Origin of the sequence: Streptomyces sp. CA-250714, from assembly GCF_050936705.1 — a bacterium.
In the GTDB taxonomy this organism is placed as follows: Bacteria; Actinomycetota; Actinomycetes; order Streptomycetales; family Streptomycetaceae; genus Streptomyces.
This window is the reverse complement of sequence record NZ_JBNJMI010000002.1, coordinates 2,858,376-2,879,590: the sequence shown is the minus strand read 5'-3', so window position 1 is coordinate 2,879,590 and position 21,215 is coordinate 2,858,376. Positions and strand designations below refer to the sequence as shown.

Sequence of the window (21,215 nt, the reverse complement as noted above, 5' to 3'; positions counted from 1 at the left end):
GCTACTTGACGGAGCCCGCCATCACGCCGGAGACGAACTGCTTCTGGAAGGCGAAGAAGACCGCCAGCGGCACCAGCATCGAGATGAAGGCGCCCGGCGCCAGCACGTCGATGTTGTTGCCGAACTGCCGCATCTGCTGCTGGAGCGCCACCGTGACCGGCGGGTTCGTCGAGTCGGCGAAGATCAGCGCGACCAGCATGTCGTTCCACACCCACAGGAACTGGAAGATGCCCAGCGAGGCGATGGCAGGGCCGCCCAGCGGCAGCACCACCCGCGCGAAGAGCCGGATCTCACCGGCGCCGTCCAGCCGCGCGGCCTCCAGCAGCTCCCGGGGGATCTCCGCGAAGAAGTTGCGCAGCAGGAAGATGGCGAACGGCAGACCGAAGGCCGTGTGGAAGAGGACCACACCCGGCGTCGTCTCGAAGATGCCCAGGGTGTTGAACAGCTTGGCGACCGGCACCAGTGCCACCTGAATCGGCACCACCAGCAGCCCGACCACGACCAGGAACCACCAGTCACGCCCCGGGAAGTCCATCCAGGCGAAGGCGTATCCGGCGAGCGCACCGATCACCACGACCAGCACTGTGGCCGGAACGGTGATCAGCACCGTGGTCCACAGCGAGCTCATCACCTGGTCGTTGGCGAACAGCGCATCGTAGTTCGAGACGGTCAGCTGACTCTTGTCGATGATCCAGGGGAAGCTGCCGTTCAGGTCGAAGATGTTCCACCAGCCGGAGATCGAGACCTCCGCCGGGTCGCGCAGCGACGAACTGAGCAGACCAGCCGTCGGCATCAGCCAGAACAGCCCGATGACGACCAGTGCGAAGCGCACTGCCCAGTGGCCGGTGACGGCGGCCACCCGGGAGGCGACCGAGGTCTTGGGGGTGGCGGCTTCCGGTGCCGGAGCCGCCGGATCTGAGGACGCGCCCGTGGCGGTCAGCGTGGTCATCGGCGGGACTCCCTGCGCAGACGGCGGATGTTGAGGATCATGACCGGCACGACGAGCAGCAGCAGGATCACCGCGATCGCGCTGCCCGCGCCCTGGTCCGGGCTGCCACCGAAGGACTTCAGGTACAGCTGGAGCGCGAGGACGTTGGCTTCCCGTTGGGAAGCGCCGGGCGAGATGACGTAGACGAGGTCGAAGATCTTGAGAACGTTGATCATCAGGGTGACGGTGACGACGCCGAGCACCGGGGCCAGCAGCGGCACCGTGACCTTGCGGAAGACCTTCCACTCGTTGCAGCCGTCGACCCGCGCCTGCTCCAGCAGTTCACGGGGCACACCGGCCAGGCCCGCCGCGATCAGCACCATCGCGAAGCCCGCCCACATCCACACGTACGAGCCGATGATGGCCGGGGTCACCAGCGTGGGGCCGAGCCAGTCGACGCCGTTGTAGGGCGCCGCGAAGTTGGAGGCCGGCAGCCGTAGCTTGGCGCCGTCGGCGACGGCCGGGAGGGTGAAGGTGCCGTCCTCGGCCGTGGTGGCCTCGGCGACCTTGCGGCCGTCCTTGACCGCCTCCACCTTGATGCCGGCGAGCGCCTTCTCCTGCTGGTCGATGACGCCGTGCTCGCTGCGCCCGCCCTTGACGAAGTCCAGCCACACGGCGCCGGTGATCTGGCCCTTCTCGGCCTTTGCGGGCTTCTTGGCGACTGCCGCGTCGCTCGCCTCCTTCGGCGGGATGCCCACCAGCGGAAGGTAGGCGGGGCTGCTCGCGTCGACGGTCTTCTTGGTGGTGTAGGCGCCACCGGAGATGGACAGCGGCGCGTCGGTGCGCGGCCGCGCGTCCGGCCAGGGCGAGGTCTCGGCGAACGTGTCGTGGACGGTGGTCCACATCGCGTTGGCCACGCCGCGGTCCGGGTCCTGCTCGTAGACGAGCCGGAAGATGATGCCCGAGGCCAGCATGGAGATGGCCATCGGCATGAAGACCAGCAGCTTGAACGCCGTTCCCCAGCGCACCTTCTCGGTCAGTACGGCGAAGATCAGGCCGAGCGCCGTACACACGGCGGGCGCGACGATGACCCAGATGAGGTTGTTGCGGAAGGCGATCAGTGTGCCGTCGTCGGTGAAGACTTCAGTGAAGTTCTCCAGCCCGACGAAGCTGGAGCCGTCGGCGTTCATCAGGCTGCGGAAGATCGAGTACCCGATCGGGTAGACGACCAGCGCGCCGAGGACCACCAGCGCGGGCAGCAGGAAGAGCGCGGCGATCCAGGGGCGCCGGCGCAGCGCCGAGGCTCCCTTCCCGGTCGCTTTTCCGGCGCCGGTGCGCTCGGCGGAGGTCTGCTCGGCGGGTGTGCTGCCCGGCGCCGCCTCGGCGGCGGCGGTTGCCGCGGCGGTTCCCGCGGCCTGTGCTGTGCTGCTTGCTTTTGTGCTGGAGCTGGTGCTGGTAGCGGCACCGGTGACCGGCGCGTCAGGCGCGCCGGCGTCGTCCGGTATGCCTCCGGTCGCGCCGCTTCCTGGCTGGCTCGGGGTCGGCATGACGGTGGTCTCCCCTGTCTGATCCGTCAGTGAGGCGTGGAGGTCGCGAGAGCCGTACGGGGCGCATACGTCGTTGGTGTCGTACGCGTCGCACGGGTCGCGGCGGTTGTGGTTACGGCGCGGTTCACTTCTTGTACGCCTTGGCGGCGGCCTTCTCCAGCGCCTGCTGAGTGCCCTTGATGTCCTCGGGGTTCTTCAGGAAGTCCTGGAGGGCCTTCCACTCGCCCTCACCCTTGGTGCCACCGAACGCGGCGGGCGCCTGGTCGGACATGTCGAAGCGGAAGTCGTTCCCGGCGTCGACCAGCGCCTTGGCGATCTCGCGCTGCGGCTGGTTCGGGTAGGCGGACAGGTCCAGCTCCTTGTTGGGGGAGACGTAACCGCCCTCGGCCGCCCAGATCCCCGCCGCGTCCTGCGAGGCGAGGAAGGTGGCCAGTGCCTGTGCGCCCTTGCTGTTCTTCAGCACGGCCGCCGCGTCACCGCCGGTGACCACCGGAGGCTCGGCGCCGACCTTCGGGAACGGGTAGACCTGCGCGTCCTTGCCGATCCGGGCCTTGGTGTCGCCCTCGATGTTGACGCCGACGAAGTCGGCCTCGAAGACGAGCGCGGCCTCGGGTGAGGCGAGGTTGCCGAAGGTCTGGGTCACGGACTTCGGGAAGTCCGTCTGGAGCGCGCCCTGGTTGCCGCCCGCCAGCAGATGCTTCTGGCCCCACAGCTGCGCCAGGGTCTTCAGCGCCTTGGTGACCGACTCGTCGGTCCACTTGATCTTGTGCTCCGAGAGCTGGTCGTACTTCTCCGGACCGGCCTGCGAGAGGTAGATGTTCTCGAACCAGTCGGTGAGCGTCCAGCCGTCGGCGCCGCCGACCGACACCGGGTCGACACCCGAGTCGGAGAGCGTCTCCGCGTCCTTGACGAAGGACTTCCAGTCCTTCGCCTCCTTGACGCCCGCGTCCCGGAACGCCTGGGAGTTGTACCAGATGAGGGACTTGTTGGCGGCCTTGTAGTAGATGCCGTACTGCTTGCCCTCGTAGCTGCCCAGATCCCGCCAGCCCTTGGCGAAGTTCTTCTTGGACTCGGCAAGTGCCTGTTTGCCCAGCGGCTTGAGCCAGCCCTTCTTGGCGAACTCCCGCAACACACCCACCTGCGGCAGCATCGCCACGTCCGGCGGCGCACCGCCCTCGACCTTGGAGCCTATGTAGGTGGCCACGTTGTCACCGGTGGGCACGAACTCGACCTTCGCGCCGGTTCGTTTCTCGAACTCGTCGAGCACCTTACGGAAGTTCTTCTGCTCGTCGCCCGTCCACACCGCAGCGACCTGGAGCTTCTGCCCGTTGAGCTTGGGAAGGTCCACGGTCGGCTTGTGCGAAGCCGCCCACTCGCTCCCCTCGTCCTCGGCGGCGCATCCCGCGGCGCTGAGCGTCAGGGCGGCTGCGGAGGCGAGCGCGAGAGCCGTGCGTGGAGCACGCGAGATACGCATGGTTGAGTGCCGTCCCTTTCCCCGTGTACTCCCGTTTCCATCGGATGAACGGGAGATGAGCAGACGCGGCATGCCCAGGGGCGGCACCGCGTCGTACCTTTCTGTGCGCAAGTTTGTACGCCCGGAGGATGCCCTCTGGCAACAGTGTTCGGCCCGCCGCCGGTATCTTGATCAGTCCGTGACCTGATCAGCCGCCCCCATGCGCCCTCAGCTGCGAACTCATGGGTAACGAGGGGGAGTTGAGGTCACCAGGAAGGGGCTCGCGGACGGCGGTCCACGCGCCGCCCGGCACAGCGCTGAACCCTCCCGCGAGCACCCCTCGAGCACCGTGCGAGCCGCCGGAAGGTTGCACGAAATCTTCACACGACTGTTACATGCATCGCCCATGAATCGGACGTTCCGCCACCCCTGAACCGGCCCCAACCAGCAGTGTTCTTACAACTTCTGAACGCGGGGCCACATATCTGAACGGGCACTCGCGAGAGAACCCATGAAGACGCGGCCCGTGGAAAGGCAGCGTCGAAAGGCTGAAGAAGGCCGGCCACTCCACCGCAGCGGCGATCGCCACCGCGTACCCGCCCAGTGGCGCGGATCACACAGCTACTGGTGAGTCGGCCGGAGCCCGCAGGGTGCGGCGGCTACGACGAGCTCCGCGGCGCGGCAGGCGCCACCTGCTGCGCCGCGCGCTCCATCGCGCTGGCCAGAAGGGCCAGGTCCGTGGGGCCGTTGCCCAGCTCCCGGACCTGGCGTCGGGCGGGCGGATCGCCCGCGCGGGCCCAGTCCAGGGGCACGACGGTGGGTCGGAGCGTCGCCGTGCGGGGGATACGGCCCGTGACGCGGCCCGCCTGGAAGGGGACCGGCACCCCGCCGACGACGGCGCCCTCAGGACCGCGGCGCTGTCGCAGGGTGAGGGTGCCCCGGCCACGCGGCGTACCGTCCGCGCCGCGCTCGCCGCCGGTCAGTTCCACGTGCAGCGCCGCCGTGCGGGCCAGCACCGTGTGCACCGTACGGTCCGCGCGGCCCGTCGCCGCGATCACATGCACACCCAGCCGCGCGCCGGTCCTGGCCACCGCCTCCAGCGCCCGTACGACCGAACCGGCCGCGGGCCGGCCGGGGTTGCCCAGCGCCGGGTCGACCAGCGTGTCGAAGTCGTCCACCAGCACCACGAGCCGGGGCGGCAACCCGCCGGGGCCCGCAGCGGATGGCGACGTCAGCCCGGCCTCCGCGGGGTCGGTGTCCTGTGCGTCGCCGCGGACCGACTCGTCGGTACGGCGCAGCCGCAGCGTGCGCTGGGTGCGGTCCGGTTCGCAGGCCGCGGCCTCGCCGCTGCCGCCGCTGTCACCGAGCCGGCCGCCTGCTGCGGGCGCGGCCTGCGAGGGCAGCGTGCCCAGCCCGGCCCCGGCGCCGTTCCCGGCGCCACCCCCGCTCCCGGTGCCGCTCTCGCCCGCCGGGCAGTCCTCGGCGGGCGTGCCGCCGCGCCGCCCGGACTGGTGGGCGGCAACAGCTGCCCGCTCGTCGGGCGCCGGGGCAGGGGCCGGAACCTGCACTCCCTCGGCCCGCGCCCCCATGGCCTGCTCCCGCACCGGTGCCCGCTCGGGAGCCTGCCGGGGTGCCACCACCCGCCCGCCGGAGCGGGCGGCCGGCTGTGCGTACTCCTCGTAGCTGCTCTCGTCGCCGATCAGCTCGGCGCGCCGCTTCAGCTCCGCACTCAGCGCCTGCGCGAACTGCCGCATCCGCACCGGGTCGCCCGCCGTCAGCTGCCCGGTGACATGCGGCAGCTCCGCACACACCCGCAGCCCGTCGCCCGCGTCGGCGCCCGCGCCGTCCACCAGCACCAGGGCCAGCCGGTCCGGACGCTCCCCGGCGGCGAGGGAGGCCGCCAGCGAGCGGAGCAGCTCGGTCTTGCCGGAACCGGGACCGCCGCTGACGAAGGTGTGCCCCGGCAGGGCGCGGCCCGGCCCGTCGCCCTCGCCCTCCGCGGCCGTCGGCGCCATCCGGGCCGACAGCCCCGCCGGCCCCGACGGATCGGCGAGGTCCGCCTCCAGCGGGCCGTGCGGGCCCGCGCCGAAGACGACTGGCACCCGGCCGATCGCGGCGGCCGCCCGCTCCGACCAGCGGGCGAGCAGCGCGGCGGGCGTCGCCCGCGCCAGGCCCAGTTCGTCCAGCAACCGGCACTGGTCCGGCAGTGTCACCGTCGGGGCCGCCGACGTGTCCGTACCCGCGCCCTCCGGCTCCCGCAACGGCGCCAGCGCCCGCGCGAACCGCTCCGCCCAGGCCGCCGAGACCGCGTCCACGGTCGCCACCGGCCCGTTCGCCAGCCGCAGAGCACCGCTCCCCGCCGCCCCTGCAGGACCGGATCCGCCGTACGGACCTCCGGCACCGACAGGACTGACAGGACCGACAGACGCGTCCTGAGCGCTCGGGCCACCGTGCGGCCCCGGAGCCCCGTGCCCAGCGCCGGGCGCGGGGTCGAGGACCCGCACCGCTGTGGCCACGTCACCGCTGAGCAGGGCGATTGCCCCGCAGTCGGGAAAGCCGGCGCAGGCCGCGTTCGCCGTCTCCAGGGTCGCGGCGACCGGGGAGGAGGGGCTGGCGGGCGGCGTCTCGGCCAGGCAGAGCAGATGGATGCCGGCCGCCGCGCCCTCCCGCGCCAGCCGGGCCACCCCGGCCCGCAGCGCCGAACCCGGGTCGCCGTCCACCACCACGACCACGGCGGGGCCGGACTGACCCGCCCGGCGGGGCGCCGTGCCCTGCGCCTCCAGCCGCCGCACCAGCTCCGCCGTACGCGCGGCGGCCTGCTCGTGGTCGTACGCCGTCAGCAGGGCGCAGTCCTGGCCGTGTGCCGGACGCAGATGAGGCAGCCAGCCGAGCCACGACCACTCCTGCTGCCGCGCCTGGACGCTGCGCGCCCGGTCCGCCGACAGCAGGACGACCTCCAGCGCGCTCGGCCCGTGCAGCGCCGTCAGTTGGGCGAGCACGGACCGTGCCAGCCCGGCCAGCCGCGCGCGCGGCCCCGCCAGCCCGAGCGAACCGGCCCGGCGCAGATCCACCGTGACCGGATCGCCGTGCCCGCCGCTGCGGTGCGCCACACCCAGCCGTACGGTCAGCGCGTCCGGATGGCCCGGATCGCGCTCCCACAGCCGGGGCCCGGGACCGAGGGCGCTCAGCAGCACGGCGGCCGGGTTCGGCCAGCGCTGCTCCCCGCCGCGCCCCCCGGGCAGCGGCCCGGCACCGGCACCCCCTGCCGCGGAGCGTGCCCCGGGAGCCGGGGGGAGGTTTCCGAAGGTCTCGGCGGGATGTGCGGCGTAACCCTCGGTGTAGCCGCCCGCCGTGCCGGAGCCGTACCGCGTCGGGCCGTGCGGGCCGGGCGTCGGATGCGGCGGCGCGCTGCCGGGCGCCGCGCCCGGCCCGGCGGCGGGGCCGTCCGCCGGTTCCGCGCGGTTGCCGGCGAAGCGGCGTGCCCAGGCGCCCAGCCCTCGCCCTTTGCGCTGCGCCGCTTCCCCGTCGTCCGCCGGCGGTACGGCGCCCGGCTCGGTGGGCGGCACCAGGCCTGCGCTGTGCGTCACGTCGGTCCCGGGGAAGGGCCCGCCCGGCGCCGGTGCGTAGGAGTGGCCGTCGCTGTCCGGGCGCTCTCCGGTGCCCCAGTGCTCGGCTCGCGGGGCGGGGACCGCGCCCTCGGCGGTGGGGGCCTCCCCGGAGCGGCCGGGGCGGGCAGCCGACGGGGTGCCGTCCCCCGCGGAGCCCTCCCGGACGAGGCGCAGCCGCCCCTCGCCGTCCGGCGCCGTGGGCAGGGACAGCGGGGCTGCCGCGACGGCGGGTTCACCACCCGGTCCACCAGCCGCGTCAGCGTCCGTATGGGCGCCCGCGGCCTCCAGCCGTACGGTCGTCTCACCGATGCGCAGCGTCGCGCCGGGGCGGAAGAGGACGGGCTGCGCGCCGACCGGGGTGCCGTCGAGGGTGGTGCCGTTCGTGGAGCCGAGGTCGGTCACGGTGACCGTGCCCCCGTCGGTCACCGTCACGGCGCAGTGCAGCCGGGAGACATCCGGGTCGTCGAGCGGGACGTCGGCCTCGGCGGAGCGCCCGAGGTGGACCTTGCCGCCCTGGAGGAGATGGATTCCGCCCGCGTCGGGGCCGCCGGTGACATGCAGTCTGGCCTTGGCCGAGCCGTACGCCGTCAGCGCCGTGACCGCGGCGCCGTGTGCGGGCAGCGCGGCGGGGGCGACCGGGGCGTACAGCGAGATGAGGGCGCCGTCCAGCAGCGGGGGTTCGCCGATGATCTGGCGGTGCGGATCGAGCCGCCGCGTTCCGGCGTAGACGACGACGGGCTCCTGGGTGGCCTCCTCCTGGCCGGTCGCCTCGCTCCCGGGGGAGGCCGCCGCCAGCGCGGCCGCTGCCGAGGTCGCCAGGGCGTTCGTCACCGCCGAGAGCACGGTGCCGGCGGGTGCCGTGACCAGCACGTTCGCCTGTCCGACGGGTTGACCGGGAGAGCCCGCGCGGGGTGCTGCCGACTGCTGCCGGGGGGTGGAGCGCGCTGCCTGTCCCGCGCCGCCGGCCTCGCCCGCGTCCGCCGCGCCGCGTGCGCCGCGCGGCGCCAGGGCGACAGTCAGCCGGATCTGCATCTGCGCCTCCAGGTCCCGTCCGCGCCGTGTGCCAGGCAGGCTGCCCGCCCACCACGCGCCGGCACATCGTCCGTACCACTGCATGCATACTCGCACCCGCGACTGACAACGGGGCCCGTCCTGGCCATCCGCACGATCTTGCCGCGCGGAATGATCTTGTCCGGGCAGCGGCGCCGCCGCAACCATCCCCACCCGGTGTGCGTCTACCCGGGGACCGGGGCAACGGGGAACCGTCCAGCTCCGGCATGCTCATGTACAAAAGCGTGCGCCACGTACCCGAACGTGTGCCGAGAGTGTGCACCAATGTGGGCCGAGAGTACGAGCGTGTACTCGGCCGCACAGGGCATGTGCTCAACTGCACATGCGGTGCACAGAAGCACATGCGGTGCACAAAAGCGCTCACGTGCCCAAGAGCACGTGTGCGGAGAGCCCGGCACCGCCTTGCGTGGCGGCACTATTGTGGGCGGGATTGCAGTACGAGACCAGGGAGCGCATGACGTGCGGCCGGTAGGCAGCAAGTACCTGCTCGAAGAGCCGCTGGGGCGCGGCGCCACGGGCACCGTCTGGCGGGCCCGCCAGCGTGAGACGGCGGGCTCCGAAGCGGCGGTGGCCGGGCAGCCCGGCGAGACCGTCGCGATCAAGGTCCTCAAGGAGGAGCTGGCGAACGACCCCGACGTGGTGATGCGCTTCCTGCGGGAGCGCTCCGTGCTGCTGCGGCTGACGCATCACAACATCGTCAGAACCCGCGATCTGGTGGTCGAGGGCGATCTGCTGGCGCTCGTGATGGATCTCATCGAGGGCCCGGACCTGCATCGCTATCTGCGGGAGAACGGCCCGTTCTCGCCCATCGCCGCCTGCCTGGTCACCGCGCAGGTGGCCGACGCGCTGGCGGCCAGCCACGCGGACGGCGTCGTGCACCGGGATCTGAAGCCCGCGAACGTCCTGCTCACCGAGGACGAGAACGGCATGCGCCCGATGCTCACCGACTTCGGCATCGCCCGCCTCGCCGATTCGCCCGGGCTGACCCGTACCCAGGAGTTCGTCGGCACCCCGGCCTATGTCGCGCCCGAGTCGGCCGAGGGCCGCCCGCAGACCTCGGCTGTGGACATCTACGGCGCGGGCATCCTGCTGTACGAGCTGGTCAGCGGCTATCCGCCGTTCAGCGGCGACACCGCGCTGGCCGTACTGCACCAGCACTTGGCGCAGGAGCCCGAGCGCCCCGGGAACATCCCCGACCCGCTGTGGACGGTCATCGAGCGCTGTCTGCGCAAGAACCCCGACGAGCGGCCCAGCGCCGTCAACCTGGCGCGCGGCCTGCGTACGGTCGCCGACGGGATCGGCGCCCAGGCCACGCCGGAGGCCGCGGGCGCGGCGCTCGGGGTGGCCGCGCTGCTGGCACCCGACCCGGCGCCCGCGCCGGTTCCGAGCACCGGAACCGGTGGAAACGCGCCGGGCGCGCCCGACTCCGAGCCGACGCAGGTGCTGCCGCACAGCGGCGCGGCGGCTGCCGGGGCCGCGGGTGCCGCTGCCGGTGCGGCCGCGGGCGGTCAGTATGACCCGTCGGCCGAGACCAACGTCCTCCCGCAGACCGGCGGCCCGCAGGGCGGTTACGGCGGTCAGGGCGGCGCCAACTCCGAGCCCACTCAGGTGATGCCGCCCGTCCCGGGCAACCCCCCGGACGGCGGGCAGGGCGGCCCTCCGCAGCAGGACGGCCCCCACCCGTGGGAGAGCCAGCTGCGCGCGGCCCGGGACCGCAACGAGCAGACCCAGGTCCAGCCGCTCGACCCGAGCCTGGATCCGCTGCGCCGCCGTCCCCAGCGCCGGGTGGCCCCGCCGCCGCCTCCGCAGGGCAACCAGTCCTACGGGCAGCAGCAGTACGGCGGGCAGTACGGACAGCAGCGCCCCGCGCAGCCGCCGCCGCAGCGCTACGAGCCGCAGCCGCCCCGGGGCCGGGAGCCGCGGCCGCCACGGGAGCCGAGGCCGCAGCGCGAGCCGCGGCAGCGCCGTGAACCCCGGCAGCGCAGCGCCAACCCGATGCGCATCCCGGGGCTGGGCTGCCTCAAGGGCTGCCTGTTCCTCATCGTCATCCTGGTGGTGGCGGGCGTGCTGGTCTGGAACCTCACGGACGCGCCGAAGTGGTGGGCCGAGGGTCAGAGTGCCTGGGAGACGACGAAGGACGTCTTCAGGCAGATAGGGGACTTCTTCGGCCAGTTCAACAAGTGACCGGCTGCCGTGCGGCAGCTGACGTGTCGCCGGTGACATCCCGTCGAGTCACCGGCGGCCGAGTCACCGGCGACTACGGTGATTTGTCGACTTGTGAGAGGGGATTTCCCCCACAGAAGTGACAGTTACCGGCATCCGGGGCTCCCAACCCGGGCCCCGCCGCGTAGTTTTGTCGCCATGGCACGGAAGATCGGCAGTCGCTACACGGCACACCGGATCCTGGGGCGCGGCAGTGCCGGAACGGTGTGGCTCGGCGACGGACCCGAGGGTCCCGTCGCCATCAAGCTGCTGCGTGAGGACCTCGCTTCCGACCAGGATCTGGTCGAGCGGTTCGTGCAGGAGCGCAGCGCCCTGCTCTGCCTCGACCACCCGCGCGTCGTCGGCGTCCGCGACCTGGTGGTGGACGGCAACGAGCTGGCCCTGGTGATGGATCTGGTGCGCGGTACCGATCTGCGTACCCGGCTGGAGCGGGACCGCCGCCTGGCGCCCGCCGCGGCCGTCGCCATCGCGGCCGATGTCGCCGACGCGCTGGCCGCCGCGCACGCCGCCGGGCTGGTGCACCGCGATGTGAAGCCGGAGAACGTGCTGCTGGACGCCCTCGCCCTGGAGGGTCCCGGTGGGGCGCCGCCCGCGCTGCTGACCGACTTCGGGGTCGCCAAGCTCATCGACTCGCCCAGCCGCACCCGCGCCACCTCGATCATCGGCACCCCGGACTATCTGGCGCCCGAGATCGTCGAGGGGCTGCCGCCGCGCGCCGCCGTGGACATCTACGCGCTGGCCACCGTGGTCTACGAACTGCTCGCCGGCTTCACCCCGTTCGGCGGCGGCCACCCCGGCGCGGTGCTGCGCCGGCATGTGACCGAGACCGTCGCGCCGCTGCCCGGCATCCCGGACGAGCTGTGGCAGCTCATCCACCAGTGCCTCGCCAAGGCGCCCGCCTCCCGGCTGCGCGCCGTCGAACTGGCGGCCCGGCTGCGCGAGCTGCTGCCCACGCTGGAGGGTCTGCCGCCGCTCGACATCGACGAGCAGGGCGAGGAGGGCTACGGCGACTACGCCGACGACCCCCAGGACGGCGAGAGCCCCGCAGGCGCCGAGGGCCAGGCACCCGAGCACGCCCTGCACGGCACCGGCGCGGTTCCGGCCGCCGGCGGGGGCGCCGTGCCGCTCGTCCACTCCCGGGTCGGGCCCGACGCGAACCGGGACACCCACACGAGCATGCGCGTGCCCGGCGAGGACGAGCTGGCTGGGGGAGCGCACGGCACCGCACGCGCGCCGCGCGCGGCGGGGGAGGCGCGGGCCGGATCCGCGCGGCACCGGATCGCCGTACGCCGGCGGCGGATCAAGATGGGCGTCGCCGCCGCGCTGGTGGCCGTGGCGCTCGCGGTCGGCGGCTGGCTGGCCACGTCCGGGGACGAGGAGACCGGCTCGTTGCCCGCGCCCGCATCCGGGTACTCGGGCGACTGACCGCCACATACGGCGGTGGCGGGCCCGGTCAGCTCCGGTGCCCGCCCGAGAGCCGACCCCACGGGAGCACCCCATGACGGCGATCCCGGACCTTGTACGCGCCAGCAGCCCCGCCCTGCCCACCGCCCGGGGCCCGCTCTCGGCCGCCGTGCTCACCGCGCTGACCGGCGGGCGCGCAGGGTCCGCGGCGCTGGCCCTGGAGACCGGTACGGAGGCCGGGTCGGGACCCGGACCCGCGGTCGCGGCCGCCGACCCGTACGGCGAGGATCTGCATCTGGCCCTGTACGTGCTCTACGAACTGCACTACCGGGGGTTCGCAGGGGTGCCGGAGGGCTGTGAATGGGATCCAGACCTGCTGCGGGTGCGCCGGGCGCTGGAGGACCGCTTCCTGGCGGCCCTGCGCAGGGACGTCCCGGCGGGCCGTACGGTGGCCGACGCGTTCGGCGAGCTGCTGCTGGAGCCGTCCGGCGAGGGCGGCGTGGCCCACCACCTCCAGCACCGCGGGGAGCTGTGGCAGCTGCGCGAGTACGCGGCCCTGCGCTCCCTCTACCACCTGAAGGAGGCCGACCCGCACGCCTGGGTGATTCCGCGCCTCGCGGGCCGGGCCAAGGCCGCGATGGTCGCCGTCGAGTACGACGAGTTCGGTGCCGGCCGGGCCGAGGACGTCCACGCCCGGCTCTTCGCCGACCTGATGCGCGATCTGGACCTGGACGCCACGTACGGGCACTACCTGGACGCGGCACCTGGCCCCGCGCTCCCGCCCGTCAATCTGATGTCGCTCTTCGGGCTGCACCGGTCGTTGCGCGGCGCCCTGGTCGGCCACTTCGCCTGTGTGGAGATCACCTCCTCGCCCGGCGCCCGACGGCTGGCCGCCGCGCTGCGGCGCCTGGGGGTGGGAGAGGCGGCCCAGCGCTTCTACGACGAGCATGTGGAGGCCGACGCCGTGCACGAGCAGGTGGTGCGCCGGGAGGTGATCGGCGGACTGCTGGAGGACGAGCCCGCGCTGGAGCCGGATGTGGCCTTCGGCGCGGATGCCACGGTCTTTCTGGAGGACCGGCTGGGCGCGGCGCTGCTGGAGTCCTGGCGGGTCGGCGCCTCGGCGCTGCGCATCCCCCTCCAGCCGCCCCCGCCGCCCGAGCCCTCCGCGGCCTGGGCCGACAGCCCGGATGCGGACCCCGACGGGGCGTAGGAGGATTGCCGCATGGAGGACATCGCGGGCGATTCCACACTGCGGAGCGCGGGTGAGGTGGCCGAGGCCCGGCAGGCGCTGCTCTCCCGGCACGCCCATGTGATGGAGCCCGCCGCCGTCTCCCGGTGCCTGGGCGTGGACGCGGCGGACTGGCGCCGGTTCGCCCTCCACTGGGAGGACCTGTCCCACGACGAGTACGCGGCCCGGGAGGGCACCCACAGGCTGCGCAGATACGGGCACTTCTCGCTGGACCGCACCGGGGCGCTGCGGCCGATGCCGCATCTGGCCTTCGCGCAGCCGGAGGACACCAACCCCCTCTACGTCGGTGAGGAGCGCCACTTCGAGCCGCTGACCGACGCCTTCGTCGCCGACCCGCTGTTCAAGTCGCTGCTGCGGCTGCTGGGCCGGATCGCGAGCTGTCTGCGGGACGCCGACGTGTGGAGCGTCAAGGTGCACCCGTTCCGGGTCGTCGCCTCGACCGACAGAGCCGGGCTGCCCACCCCCGAGGGCCGGCACCGCGACGGCGTCACCCTGGTGACCTCGCTGATGATCAGCCGGGAGAACGCCGTCGGCGGGCAGAGCACCGTCTACACGCCCGACGGCACCACCGTCCTGGCCACCACGCTGCACGAGCCGGGCACCCTGCTGCTCGGCGACGACCGCGCCACCCTGCACGAGGTGGCCCCCATCAGCCCGGCGGACGCCACCAGGCCGGCTCGCCGCGACGTACTGGTGACCACGCTGACGGCACACCACAGCGCGGAGCGTGACGCCCAAGTGGGCTAGGGCTGGGGTGGCGGCTTGCGGTTAGGGTGGGGAGCGTGGCAGTCGTCGATGTATCCGAAGAGCTGAAGTCCCTCTCCTCCACCATGGAGTCGATCGAGGCCGTCCTTGACCTGGGCAAAATGCGGTCGGACATCGCCGCGCTCGAGGAGCAGGCGGCGGCCCCGGACCTGTGGGACGACGTCGAGAACGCGCAGAAGGTGACCAGTCGGCTCTCCTACCTCCAGGGGCAGCTGCGGAAGGTCGAGGAGCTGCGCGGGCGGATCGATGACGTCGGGGTGCTCTTCGAGCTGGCCGAGAGCGAGGACGACGCGGACGCCCGCGCCGAGGCGGAGAACGAGCTCGCGGCCGTCCGCAAGACGGTGGACGAGCTGGAGGTCCGTACGCTGCTGTCGGGCGAGTACGACCCGCGCGAGGCGGTCGTCAGCGTCCGGGCCGAGGCGGGCGGGGTGGACGCCGCGGACTTCGCCGAGCAGCTGATGCGGATGTATCTGCGCTGGGCCGAGCGCCGCGGCTACCCCACCGAAGTGTTCGACATCTCCTACGCGGAGGAGGCGGGCATCAAGTCCGCGACCTTCACCGTGAAGGCTCCGTACGCCTACGGGACGCTCTCCGTCGAGCAGGGCACGCACCGGATGGTGCGCATCTCGCCGTTCGACAACCAGGGCCGCCGGCAGACCTCGTTCGCCGGGGTCGAGGTGCTGCCCGTCGTCGAGCAGGTCGACCACATCGACATCCCCGAGAACGAGCTGCGGATCGACGTCTTCCGCTCCTCGGGCCCCGGCGGCCAGTCGGTGAACACCACCGACTCCGCGGTCCGGATGACGCACCTGCCGACCGGCATCGTCGTCTCCTGCCAGAACGAGAAGTCGCAGATCCAGAACCGCGCCGCCGCCATGCGCGTCATGCAGGCCCGGCTGCTGGCGTACCGCCGCCAGGAGGAGCAGGCCAAGATGGACGCCCTCAAGGGCGACGGCGGCAACTCCTGGGGCAGCCAGATGCGTTCGTATGTGCTGCACCCGTACCAGATGGTCAAGGATTTGCGCACCGAGTACGAGGTGGGCAACCCGCAGGGCGTACTCGACGGTGACATCGACAGCTTCCTGGAAGCCGGCATTCGCTGGCGCAAGCAGCAGGAGCAGGTGGAGAGCTGACGCCGGATCAGCCCGGTGTCCGGCTCCGTTCAACGGGTCTTCGCTTGACGGGCATGTGAGAGCTGGGGAAAGCTGTTCGCTCGGCATGCATGTGTCAGGGGCGCACGGACGGGGTGGAGAGAGCCCCGGTGAGCAAACGGCGGCAGTCCGGGGTGGGGGTACATCGCCTCGACGGGAAGCCCGGTGCGGGTCGCGCTCCGCGCGCAGCTGCCCCATCCACGAGTACAGCTACTGGGGGTAGTTGGAAGATGAGCAAATCGAAGACGCGGCTGCGGGTCGCGCGAATAGCCGCTGCTGCGGTGTTCGCCGCCGGTGCCTCGCTGACCGCCGCGGGGGCCGCGCAGGCCGCGGGCCTGGGCGACACCGACACCTCGACCAAGGCCGCCAACGACGACGGTGGCCTGATCGGCGGCATCATCGGCGGCGGTGACAGCGGCAGTTCCGGCGGTGACGACGGCGGCAGCTCCGGTGGTGACGACGGCGGCATCAGCGGCACCGTCACCATCGGCGGCGAGGACAACGGCGGTAACGACGGTGGTGCCGCCAACAACGGTGGCAACGACGGCGGTGCGGCCAACAATGGCGGTAACGACGGTGGCGCTGCCAACAACGGTGGCAACGACGGCGGTGCGGCCAACAACGGTGGCAACGACGGTGGCGCTGCCAACAATGGCGGTAACGACGGTGGCGCTGCCAACAACGGTGGCAACGACGGCGGTGCGGCCAACAACGGCGGCAACGGCAATGGTGGCAACGGCGGGAACAGCGGGGGTGGCGGCGAGGAGCCCGCGACCACCGGCGGTTCCGGCGGTGGCGACGACACCTGCGACCTCGACGGCGACAAGGTGAACTGCGAGGGCGGCGGCACCAACCCGGACAGCGCGGGCAGCCAGCCGGTCGAGGACAGCAAGCCGGCGGCTCCGGGCAAGAAGCAGGACGAGCTGGCCGAGACCGGTTCGTCCGAGACGACCTTCCTGCTGGTCGGCGCGGCGACGATGATCGCCGGTGGTATCGGGTTCCGCCTGATGCCGCGGCTCGCCTCTCGGCGTACCGCAGCCTGACGGTCAGGTCTCATAACAGCGCGCCGGGTCGCGGTGGTCTCACGACCGCCGGACCCGGCGCGTTGTGGTGCTGCCCTACGCGGTGCCGCTCAGGTGGCCCTCAAGCCGTCGCTACGCGCTGTGCTACCAGGGTTACTGCTATCAGTGTCACCAACAAGGCGATCAGCGCCGTGGGGGACAGGTGCGCCAGCGGGGCTTCCCGGTGCAGCCGCTCCCGGTGGGCACGGCACACGGCGCAGCGGCCCTCGCTCACGGGCCCCGCGCAGTTGGCACACACCAGTCGGTCGCATGTCATGCGAACTCCTCCTCTGCTGCGCCAACGCCACCCGTGAGTGATTCGTTCCCCAGGGGTGCTTCTCACCACTCTGCCAGGTGAGGCGGCCTTCCGCAGAAACCAGCAGTTCACGGGAACAGGCAGGTGGAAACAGCCAGGCAGAACACAGGTACGCAGCGTGTGCGCCGGTGCCGCGTGCGCGGCACACCACGCTTCGCGTATGGTCGCCCACACCGCTCCCCAGCAGCCGCTGGGAGGCGTCCCAGGGGGCCGCACCGTGGCTTCCGTTGTCCCTACCCAGGTCGACGTGGTGTATCCGTGATCCGATTCGACAGCGTCTCCAAGTCCTATCCCAAGCAGAACCGTCCCGCGCTCCGCGATGTCTCGCTGGAGATCGAGCGCGGCGAGTTCGTGTTCCTGGTGGGCTCCTCCGGTTCCGGCAAATCCACCTTCCTGCGGCTGATCCTGCGCGAGGAGCGCGCCAGCTCCGGGCAGGTGCATGTGCTCGGCAAGGATCTGGCCCGGTTGTCGAACTGGAAGGTGCCGCACATGCGGCGCCAGCTCGGCACTGTCTTCCAGGACTTCCGGCTGCTGGGCAACAAGACCGTCGGTGAGAACGTCGCCTTCGCGCTGGAGGTGATCGGCAAGTCCCGCGGCCAGATCCGCAAGACGGTGCCGGAAGTCCTCGACCTCGTCGGTCTGGGCGGCAAGGAGGACCGGATGCCCGGCGAGTTGTCCGGTGGTGAGCAGCAGCGCGTGGCCATTGCCCGCGCCTTCGCCAACCGGCCCATGCTGCTGATCGCCGACGAGCCGACCGGCAACCTCGACCCGCAGACCTCCGTCGGCATCATGAAGTTGCTCGACCGCATCAACCGCACGGGCACCACCGTTGTGATGGCCACCCACGACCAGCAGATCGTCGACCAGATGCGTAAGCGCGTCGTCGAACTCGAGATGGGCCGCCTCGTGCGCGACCAGTCGCGCGGCGTCTACGGATACCAGCACTGAGGCACCAGCACTGAGGCAGCATTAGCACTGAAGAAGGGACGCCATGCGCGCCCAGTTCGTCCTGTCGGAGATCGGCGTCGGTCTCCGTCGCAATCTCACGATGACCTTCGCGGTGATCGTTTCCGTCGCCCTGTCGCTCGCGCTCGCGGGGGGTTCGCTGCTCGCGCGCGAGCAGGTGAGCACGATGAAGGGGTACTGGTACGACAAGGTCCAGGTCTCCATCTATCTGTGCAACAAGAACGACGCCTCCTCGGACCCCAACTGCGCCAAGGGCGCCGTCACTCCGCAGCAGAAGAGCGAGATCAAGGCGGACCTCAAGAAGCTCGATGTCGTCGACCGGGTCTACCACGAGTCGGCCGACGAGGCGTACAAGCACTACAAGGAGCAGTTCAAGGACTCGCCGCTGGCGGACTCGTTGACGCCGGACCAGATGCAGGAGTCCTACCGGGTCAAGCTCAAGGACCCGACCAAGTACCAGGTCCTGCAAACGGCGTTCTCCGGCAGACAGGGCGTCCAGGAAGTGCAGGACCAGCGCAGTCTGCTGGAGAACCTCTTCAACCTCCTCAACGGCATGAACATCGCGGCCCTGTGTGTGATGGCGCTGATGCTGGTCGTCGCGCTGCTGCTGATCGTCAACACCGTGCGGGTGTCGGCGTTCAGCAGGCGCCGGGAGACCGGGATCATGCGGCTGGTCGGTGCCTCCAGCTTCTATATCCAGATGCCGTTCATCCTGGAGGCCGCCATCGCGGGGCTGATCGGCGCCGGGTTCGCCTGCGTGCTGCTCGTCCTCGGCAAGTACTTCCTGATCAACAACTGGCTCCAGCAGAAGATCGTGCTGATCAACTTCATCGGCTGGGACGCGGTGATCAAGGTGCTGCCGCTGATCGTCGCCGTAGGGGTGCTGATGCCCGCGGTGGCAGCGTTCTTCACGTTGCGCAAGTACCTGAAGGTGTGACGCAGGACGCGGGGCGCCGTGGTCCCAACGCCCCGTACGGCGCCCCGCACTGGCCTACACTCCGGACCATGCCAGGCTCGTGGTTCCTCGACACGCGCCCGCGCCGGCCGCGGCGCGGGACCCTGACATTGGTCTTCGCCGGCGTGCTGGCGACCGGCGCGGCCACTGGAGCCTTCGGCGGAGAGCTGGCCGCGTTCGGCTCGGTGGCACCCGACAGCGCGGCGCACGGCGCGGGCCGCGGCGCACTGGGCGGCCCGCCGCACGGCTCAGCCGACGCCAAGGGCGCACCGGCCGGCTCCCGGGAGGCCCGCGAGCGTGCCGGGGACGCCGACGCCGTCGTCAGCCGCAGTGGCGACCGCTGGTCCGCGGCCTACTCGGCCCGCGAGTACGAGGGGCTGCGGCAGGCCCTCGACGGCTCGTACGTGGGCGTCGGCATCTCCGTACGCCAGGCCCGTACGGGCGGGGCGGCCCAGGGGGACGCCACGGCCACGGACCACGAGACCGCAACCGACCGCCACGACACCACAGGGCGCCGGGCCGCGCGCCGTACCGCCGTCGAGGTGCACCGGGTGCAGCCCGGCAGCCCCGCGGACCGCGCCGGTATCCGCGCCGGTGACCGGCTGCGTTCCGTATCCGGCCGGCAGGTGACCGGCAGGCCGGTCACCGACGTCGTGGCGCTGCTGCGCGGCTCCGACCCCGAGTCCCCGACCGGCGCCGCGAAGCCCGGCACCGAGGTCCGGCTGCACCTCACCCGCGGCGGCACCGATCTGCACCGCACCCTGCGCCGCGAGCGGCTGACGACCGAGTCGGTGCGGGTGGACCGGATCGGCGACGGCGTCACCCGGATCAGGATCGGCTCCTTCACCCGGGGCTCCGGCGAGCAGGTGCGCAAGGCGGTCCGCGAGCGGGTGCCCACCGACGGTCCCGTCCTGCTCGACCTGCGGGGCAACTCCGGCGGACTGGTCGACGAGGCGGTCACCGCGGCCGGGGCCTTCCTCGACGGCGGTCTGGTCGCCACATACGACGACGACGGCACCGAACACGCGCTCTACGCCGAGGACGACCACGGCGCGGAAGGCGGCTCCGACGACGTCGAGCGGCGGCCCCTGGTGGTCGTCGTGGACGGCGGGACGATGAGCGCCGCCGAAATGCTGACCGGCGCCCTGCAGGACCGGGGGCGCGCGGTGGTGGTCGGCTCCCGCACCTTCGGCAAGGGCTCGGTGCAGATGCCCCGCCCCCAGTCGGACGGCTCCGTCGCCGAGCTGACGGTCGGTCACTACACGACTCCATCGGGTGGCGATGTGGAGGGGCGCGGTATCGCGCCCGACCTCCCGGTGCGCAGCAGGGGCGAGTCCATGGACCGGGCGAGAACAGTATTGAGTGGCCTCGAAGCCCGGTCGTAGTGGGAGAATGGCCTGGCTATGGCGAAGATGAAGACGACACGGACCAAGGCCAAGTCCAAGGCCAAGGACGACAAGGACGCCCGGAAACTCGTCGCGCAGAACAAGAAGGCGCGCCACGACTATCTCGTGCTGGACACGTACGAGTGCGGCATCGCGCTGACGGGAACCGAGGTCAAGTCGCTGCGCCAGGGCCGGGCCTCGCTCGTCGACGGCTTCGCCCAGATCGACGGCGGCGAGGTGTGGCTGCACAACGTGCACATTCCCGAGTACGCGCAGGGCACCTGGACCAACCATGCGGCCCGGCGGAAGCGGAAGCTGCTGCTCCATCGGGCCGAGATCGACAAGCTGACCGGCAAGCTCCAGGAGACGGGCTACACCCTCGTCCCCCTCCAGCTCTACTTCTACCGGGGCCGCGCGAAGGTCGAGATCGCCCTGGCCAGGGGGAAGAAGGAGTACGACAAGCGGCAGACCCTCCGCGAGAAGCAGGACCGCCGCGAGGCGGAGCGCGCCATCTCGGCCGTCCGCCGCCGCCAGCGCGCCAACGCCTGACCCCTCCGGCCGGCGCGGGCGGACCCGGCGGGGTGCCGGGCGGTTGCCGGCCGGGGAACAAAGGGGGAAGCCAAATGGTTGGCACGGGTACGACATGGTCACGTATCATGGGTGCAGCACTGCCCGCGAGGGTTCGTGTGCAGATTGTCAACTCAACACGGGGATGATCGGTTTCGACAGCGAACGTCGAAGCAGGGGAAGCGAGCCGAGGAACGCGGCAATGATCTCGTAAACCATGTGCCGCAAAAAAATAATCGCCAACACCAAGCGCGATTCCTTCGCCCTCGCTGCCTAAGTAGCGACTGCGAAGTGTCAGCCCGGGGTAGTTCCCGCCCCGGTTCCTGGCATCAGCTAAGGGAACTCACCGCGTAGGTCCGGTCACGGGACCTACCGGGACATCACACAGTGACTGGGCCCGTCGGAGACTTGTCCGCGTGATCTCCGGGGCCGAGAAAATCGCAGCGGACTGCGCTCGGAGAAGCCCTGTTTCCACTTCGTTGGACGCGGGTTCGATTCCCGCCATCTCCACGAACGCGATAGGCGAGGTGTGCCCACGGAAAGCGTGGGCCGCCTCGCCTTCGTTG

15 protein-coding genes and 1 other RNA gene are annotated in these 21,215 nt (G+C 71.8%); 11 read left to right on the top strand and 5 right to left on the bottom strand.

Features of this window, described 5'->3' with window-relative positions; genetic code table 11:
- Position 1: 1 nt before the first annotated feature.
- From ACQEU8_RS31795 to ACQEU8_RS31780, 4 genes are all read right to left on the bottom strand, one after another.
- The gene (locus tag ACQEU8_RS31795; RefSeq protein ID WP_433107220.1) at positions 2 to 949 is read right to left on the bottom strand and encodes a carbohydrate ABC transporter permease; all 948 of its coding nucleotides are present in this window, start codon (positions 947 to 949) and stop codon (positions 2 to 4) included.
- Complete coding sequence (locus ACQEU8_RS31790) at positions 946 to 2,475, bottom strand: carbohydrate ABC transporter permease (RefSeq protein ID WP_433107218.1); 1,530 nt, start codon at positions 2,473 to 2,475, stop codon at positions 946 to 948. Before ACQEU8_RS31790 ends, ACQEU8_RS31795 begins: the two co-directional genes overlap by 4 nt.
- 124 nt (positions 2,476 to 2,599) lie before the next feature.
- Complete coding sequence (locus ACQEU8_RS31785; protein ID WP_433107216.1) at positions 2,600 to 3,949, bottom strand: ABC transporter substrate-binding protein; 1,350 nt, start codon at positions 3,947 to 3,949, stop codon at positions 2,600 to 2,602.
- A gap of 638 nt (positions 3,950 to 4,587) precedes the next feature.
- Positions 4,588 to 8,568: an FHA domain-containing protein gene (locus ACQEU8_RS31780; protein WP_433107214.1), complete on the bottom strand. Its 3,981-nt coding sequence runs from the start codon at positions 8,566 to 8,568 to the stop codon at positions 4,588 to 4,590.
- A gap of 498 nt (positions 8,569 to 9,066) precedes the next feature.
- Between ACQEU8_RS31780 and ACQEU8_RS31775 the strand changes: the two genes are divergently transcribed.
- From ACQEU8_RS31775 to ACQEU8_RS31750, 6 genes are all read left to right on the top strand, one after another.
- Entirely contained in the window at positions 9,067 to 10,791 is a 1,725-nt protein-coding gene (locus tag ACQEU8_RS31775; protein ID WP_433107212.1) for a serine/threonine-protein kinase, read from the top strand.
- Between the two features lie 177 nt (positions 10,792 to 10,968).
- On the top strand, positions 10,969 to 12,255 hold the full coding sequence (locus ACQEU8_RS31770; RefSeq protein WP_433107210.1) for a serine/threonine-protein kinase: 1,287 nt from the start codon (positions 10,969 to 10,971) through the stop codon (positions 12,253 to 12,255).
- A 73-nt stretch (positions 12,256 to 12,328) separates the two neighbouring features.
- Positions 12,329 to 13,444 (top strand): iron-containing redox enzyme family protein, encoded by a 1,116-nt coding sequence (locus ACQEU8_RS31765; protein ID WP_433107208.1) that lies wholly within the window; start codon positions 12,329 to 12,331, stop codon positions 13,442 to 13,444.
- Positions 13,445 to 13,456: 12 nt separating this feature from the next.
- Entirely contained in the window at positions 13,457 to 14,230 is a 774-nt protein-coding gene (locus tag ACQEU8_RS31760) for a 2OG-Fe dioxygenase family protein (protein WP_433107206.1), read from the top strand.
- Positions 14,231 to 14,265: 35 nt separating this feature from the next.
- A complete protein-coding gene (prfB, locus tag ACQEU8_RS31755; RefSeq protein ID WP_433107204.1) occupies positions 14,266 to 15,381 on the top strand; it encodes a peptide chain release factor 2 in 1,116 nt (371 codons plus the stop codon).
- Positions 15,382 to 15,629: 248 nt separating this feature from the next.
- Positions 15,630 to 16,442 (top strand): collagen-like protein, encoded by an 813-nt coding sequence (locus tag ACQEU8_RS31750; RefSeq protein WP_433107202.1) that lies wholly within the window; start codon positions 15,630 to 15,632, stop codon positions 16,440 to 16,442.
- Between the two features lie 100 nt (positions 16,443 to 16,542).
- Here the strand turns inward: ACQEU8_RS31750 and ACQEU8_RS31745 are convergent, their stop codons facing one another.
- Positions 16,543 to 16,737, bottom strand: coding sequence for a hypothetical protein (locus ACQEU8_RS31745; protein ID WP_433107200.1), 195 nt, complete (start codon positions 16,735 to 16,737; stop codon positions 16,543 to 16,545).
- A gap of 297 nt (positions 16,738 to 17,034) precedes the next feature.
- Between ACQEU8_RS31745 and ftsE the strand changes: the two genes are divergently transcribed.
- The 5 genes from ftsE (at position 17,035) to ssrA (ending at position 21,162) form a co-directional block, all read left to right on the top strand.
- On the top strand, positions 17,035 to 17,724 hold the full coding sequence (gene ftsE, locus ACQEU8_RS31740) for a cell division ATP-binding protein FtsE (protein ID WP_433107198.1): 690 nt from the start codon (positions 17,035 to 17,037) through the stop codon (positions 17,722 to 17,724).
- A 43-nt stretch (positions 17,725 to 17,767) separates the two neighbouring features.
- Positions 17,768 to 18,679: a permease-like cell division protein FtsX gene (gene ftsX, locus ACQEU8_RS31735; RefSeq protein ID WP_433107196.1), complete on the top strand. Its 912-nt coding sequence runs from the start codon at positions 17,768 to 17,770 to the stop codon at positions 18,677 to 18,679.
- 68 nt (positions 18,680 to 18,747) lie between these two features.
- The gene (locus ACQEU8_RS31730) at positions 18,748 to 20,082 is read left to right on the top strand and encodes a S41 family peptidase (RefSeq protein ID WP_433107194.1); all 1,335 of its coding nucleotides are present in this window, start codon (positions 18,748 to 18,750) and stop codon (positions 20,080 to 20,082) included.
- Positions 20,083 to 20,109: 27 nt separating this feature from the next.
- Complete coding sequence (smpB, locus tag ACQEU8_RS31725) at positions 20,110 to 20,631, top strand: SsrA-binding protein SmpB (protein WP_433107192.1); 522 nt, start codon at positions 20,110 to 20,112, stop codon at positions 20,629 to 20,631.
- Positions 20,632 to 20,790: 159 nt separating this feature from the next.
- Positions 20,791 to 21,162: a transfer-messenger RNA gene (gene ssrA / locus ACQEU8_RS31720) on the top strand.
- Positions 21,163 to 21,215 lie beyond the last annotated feature (53 nt).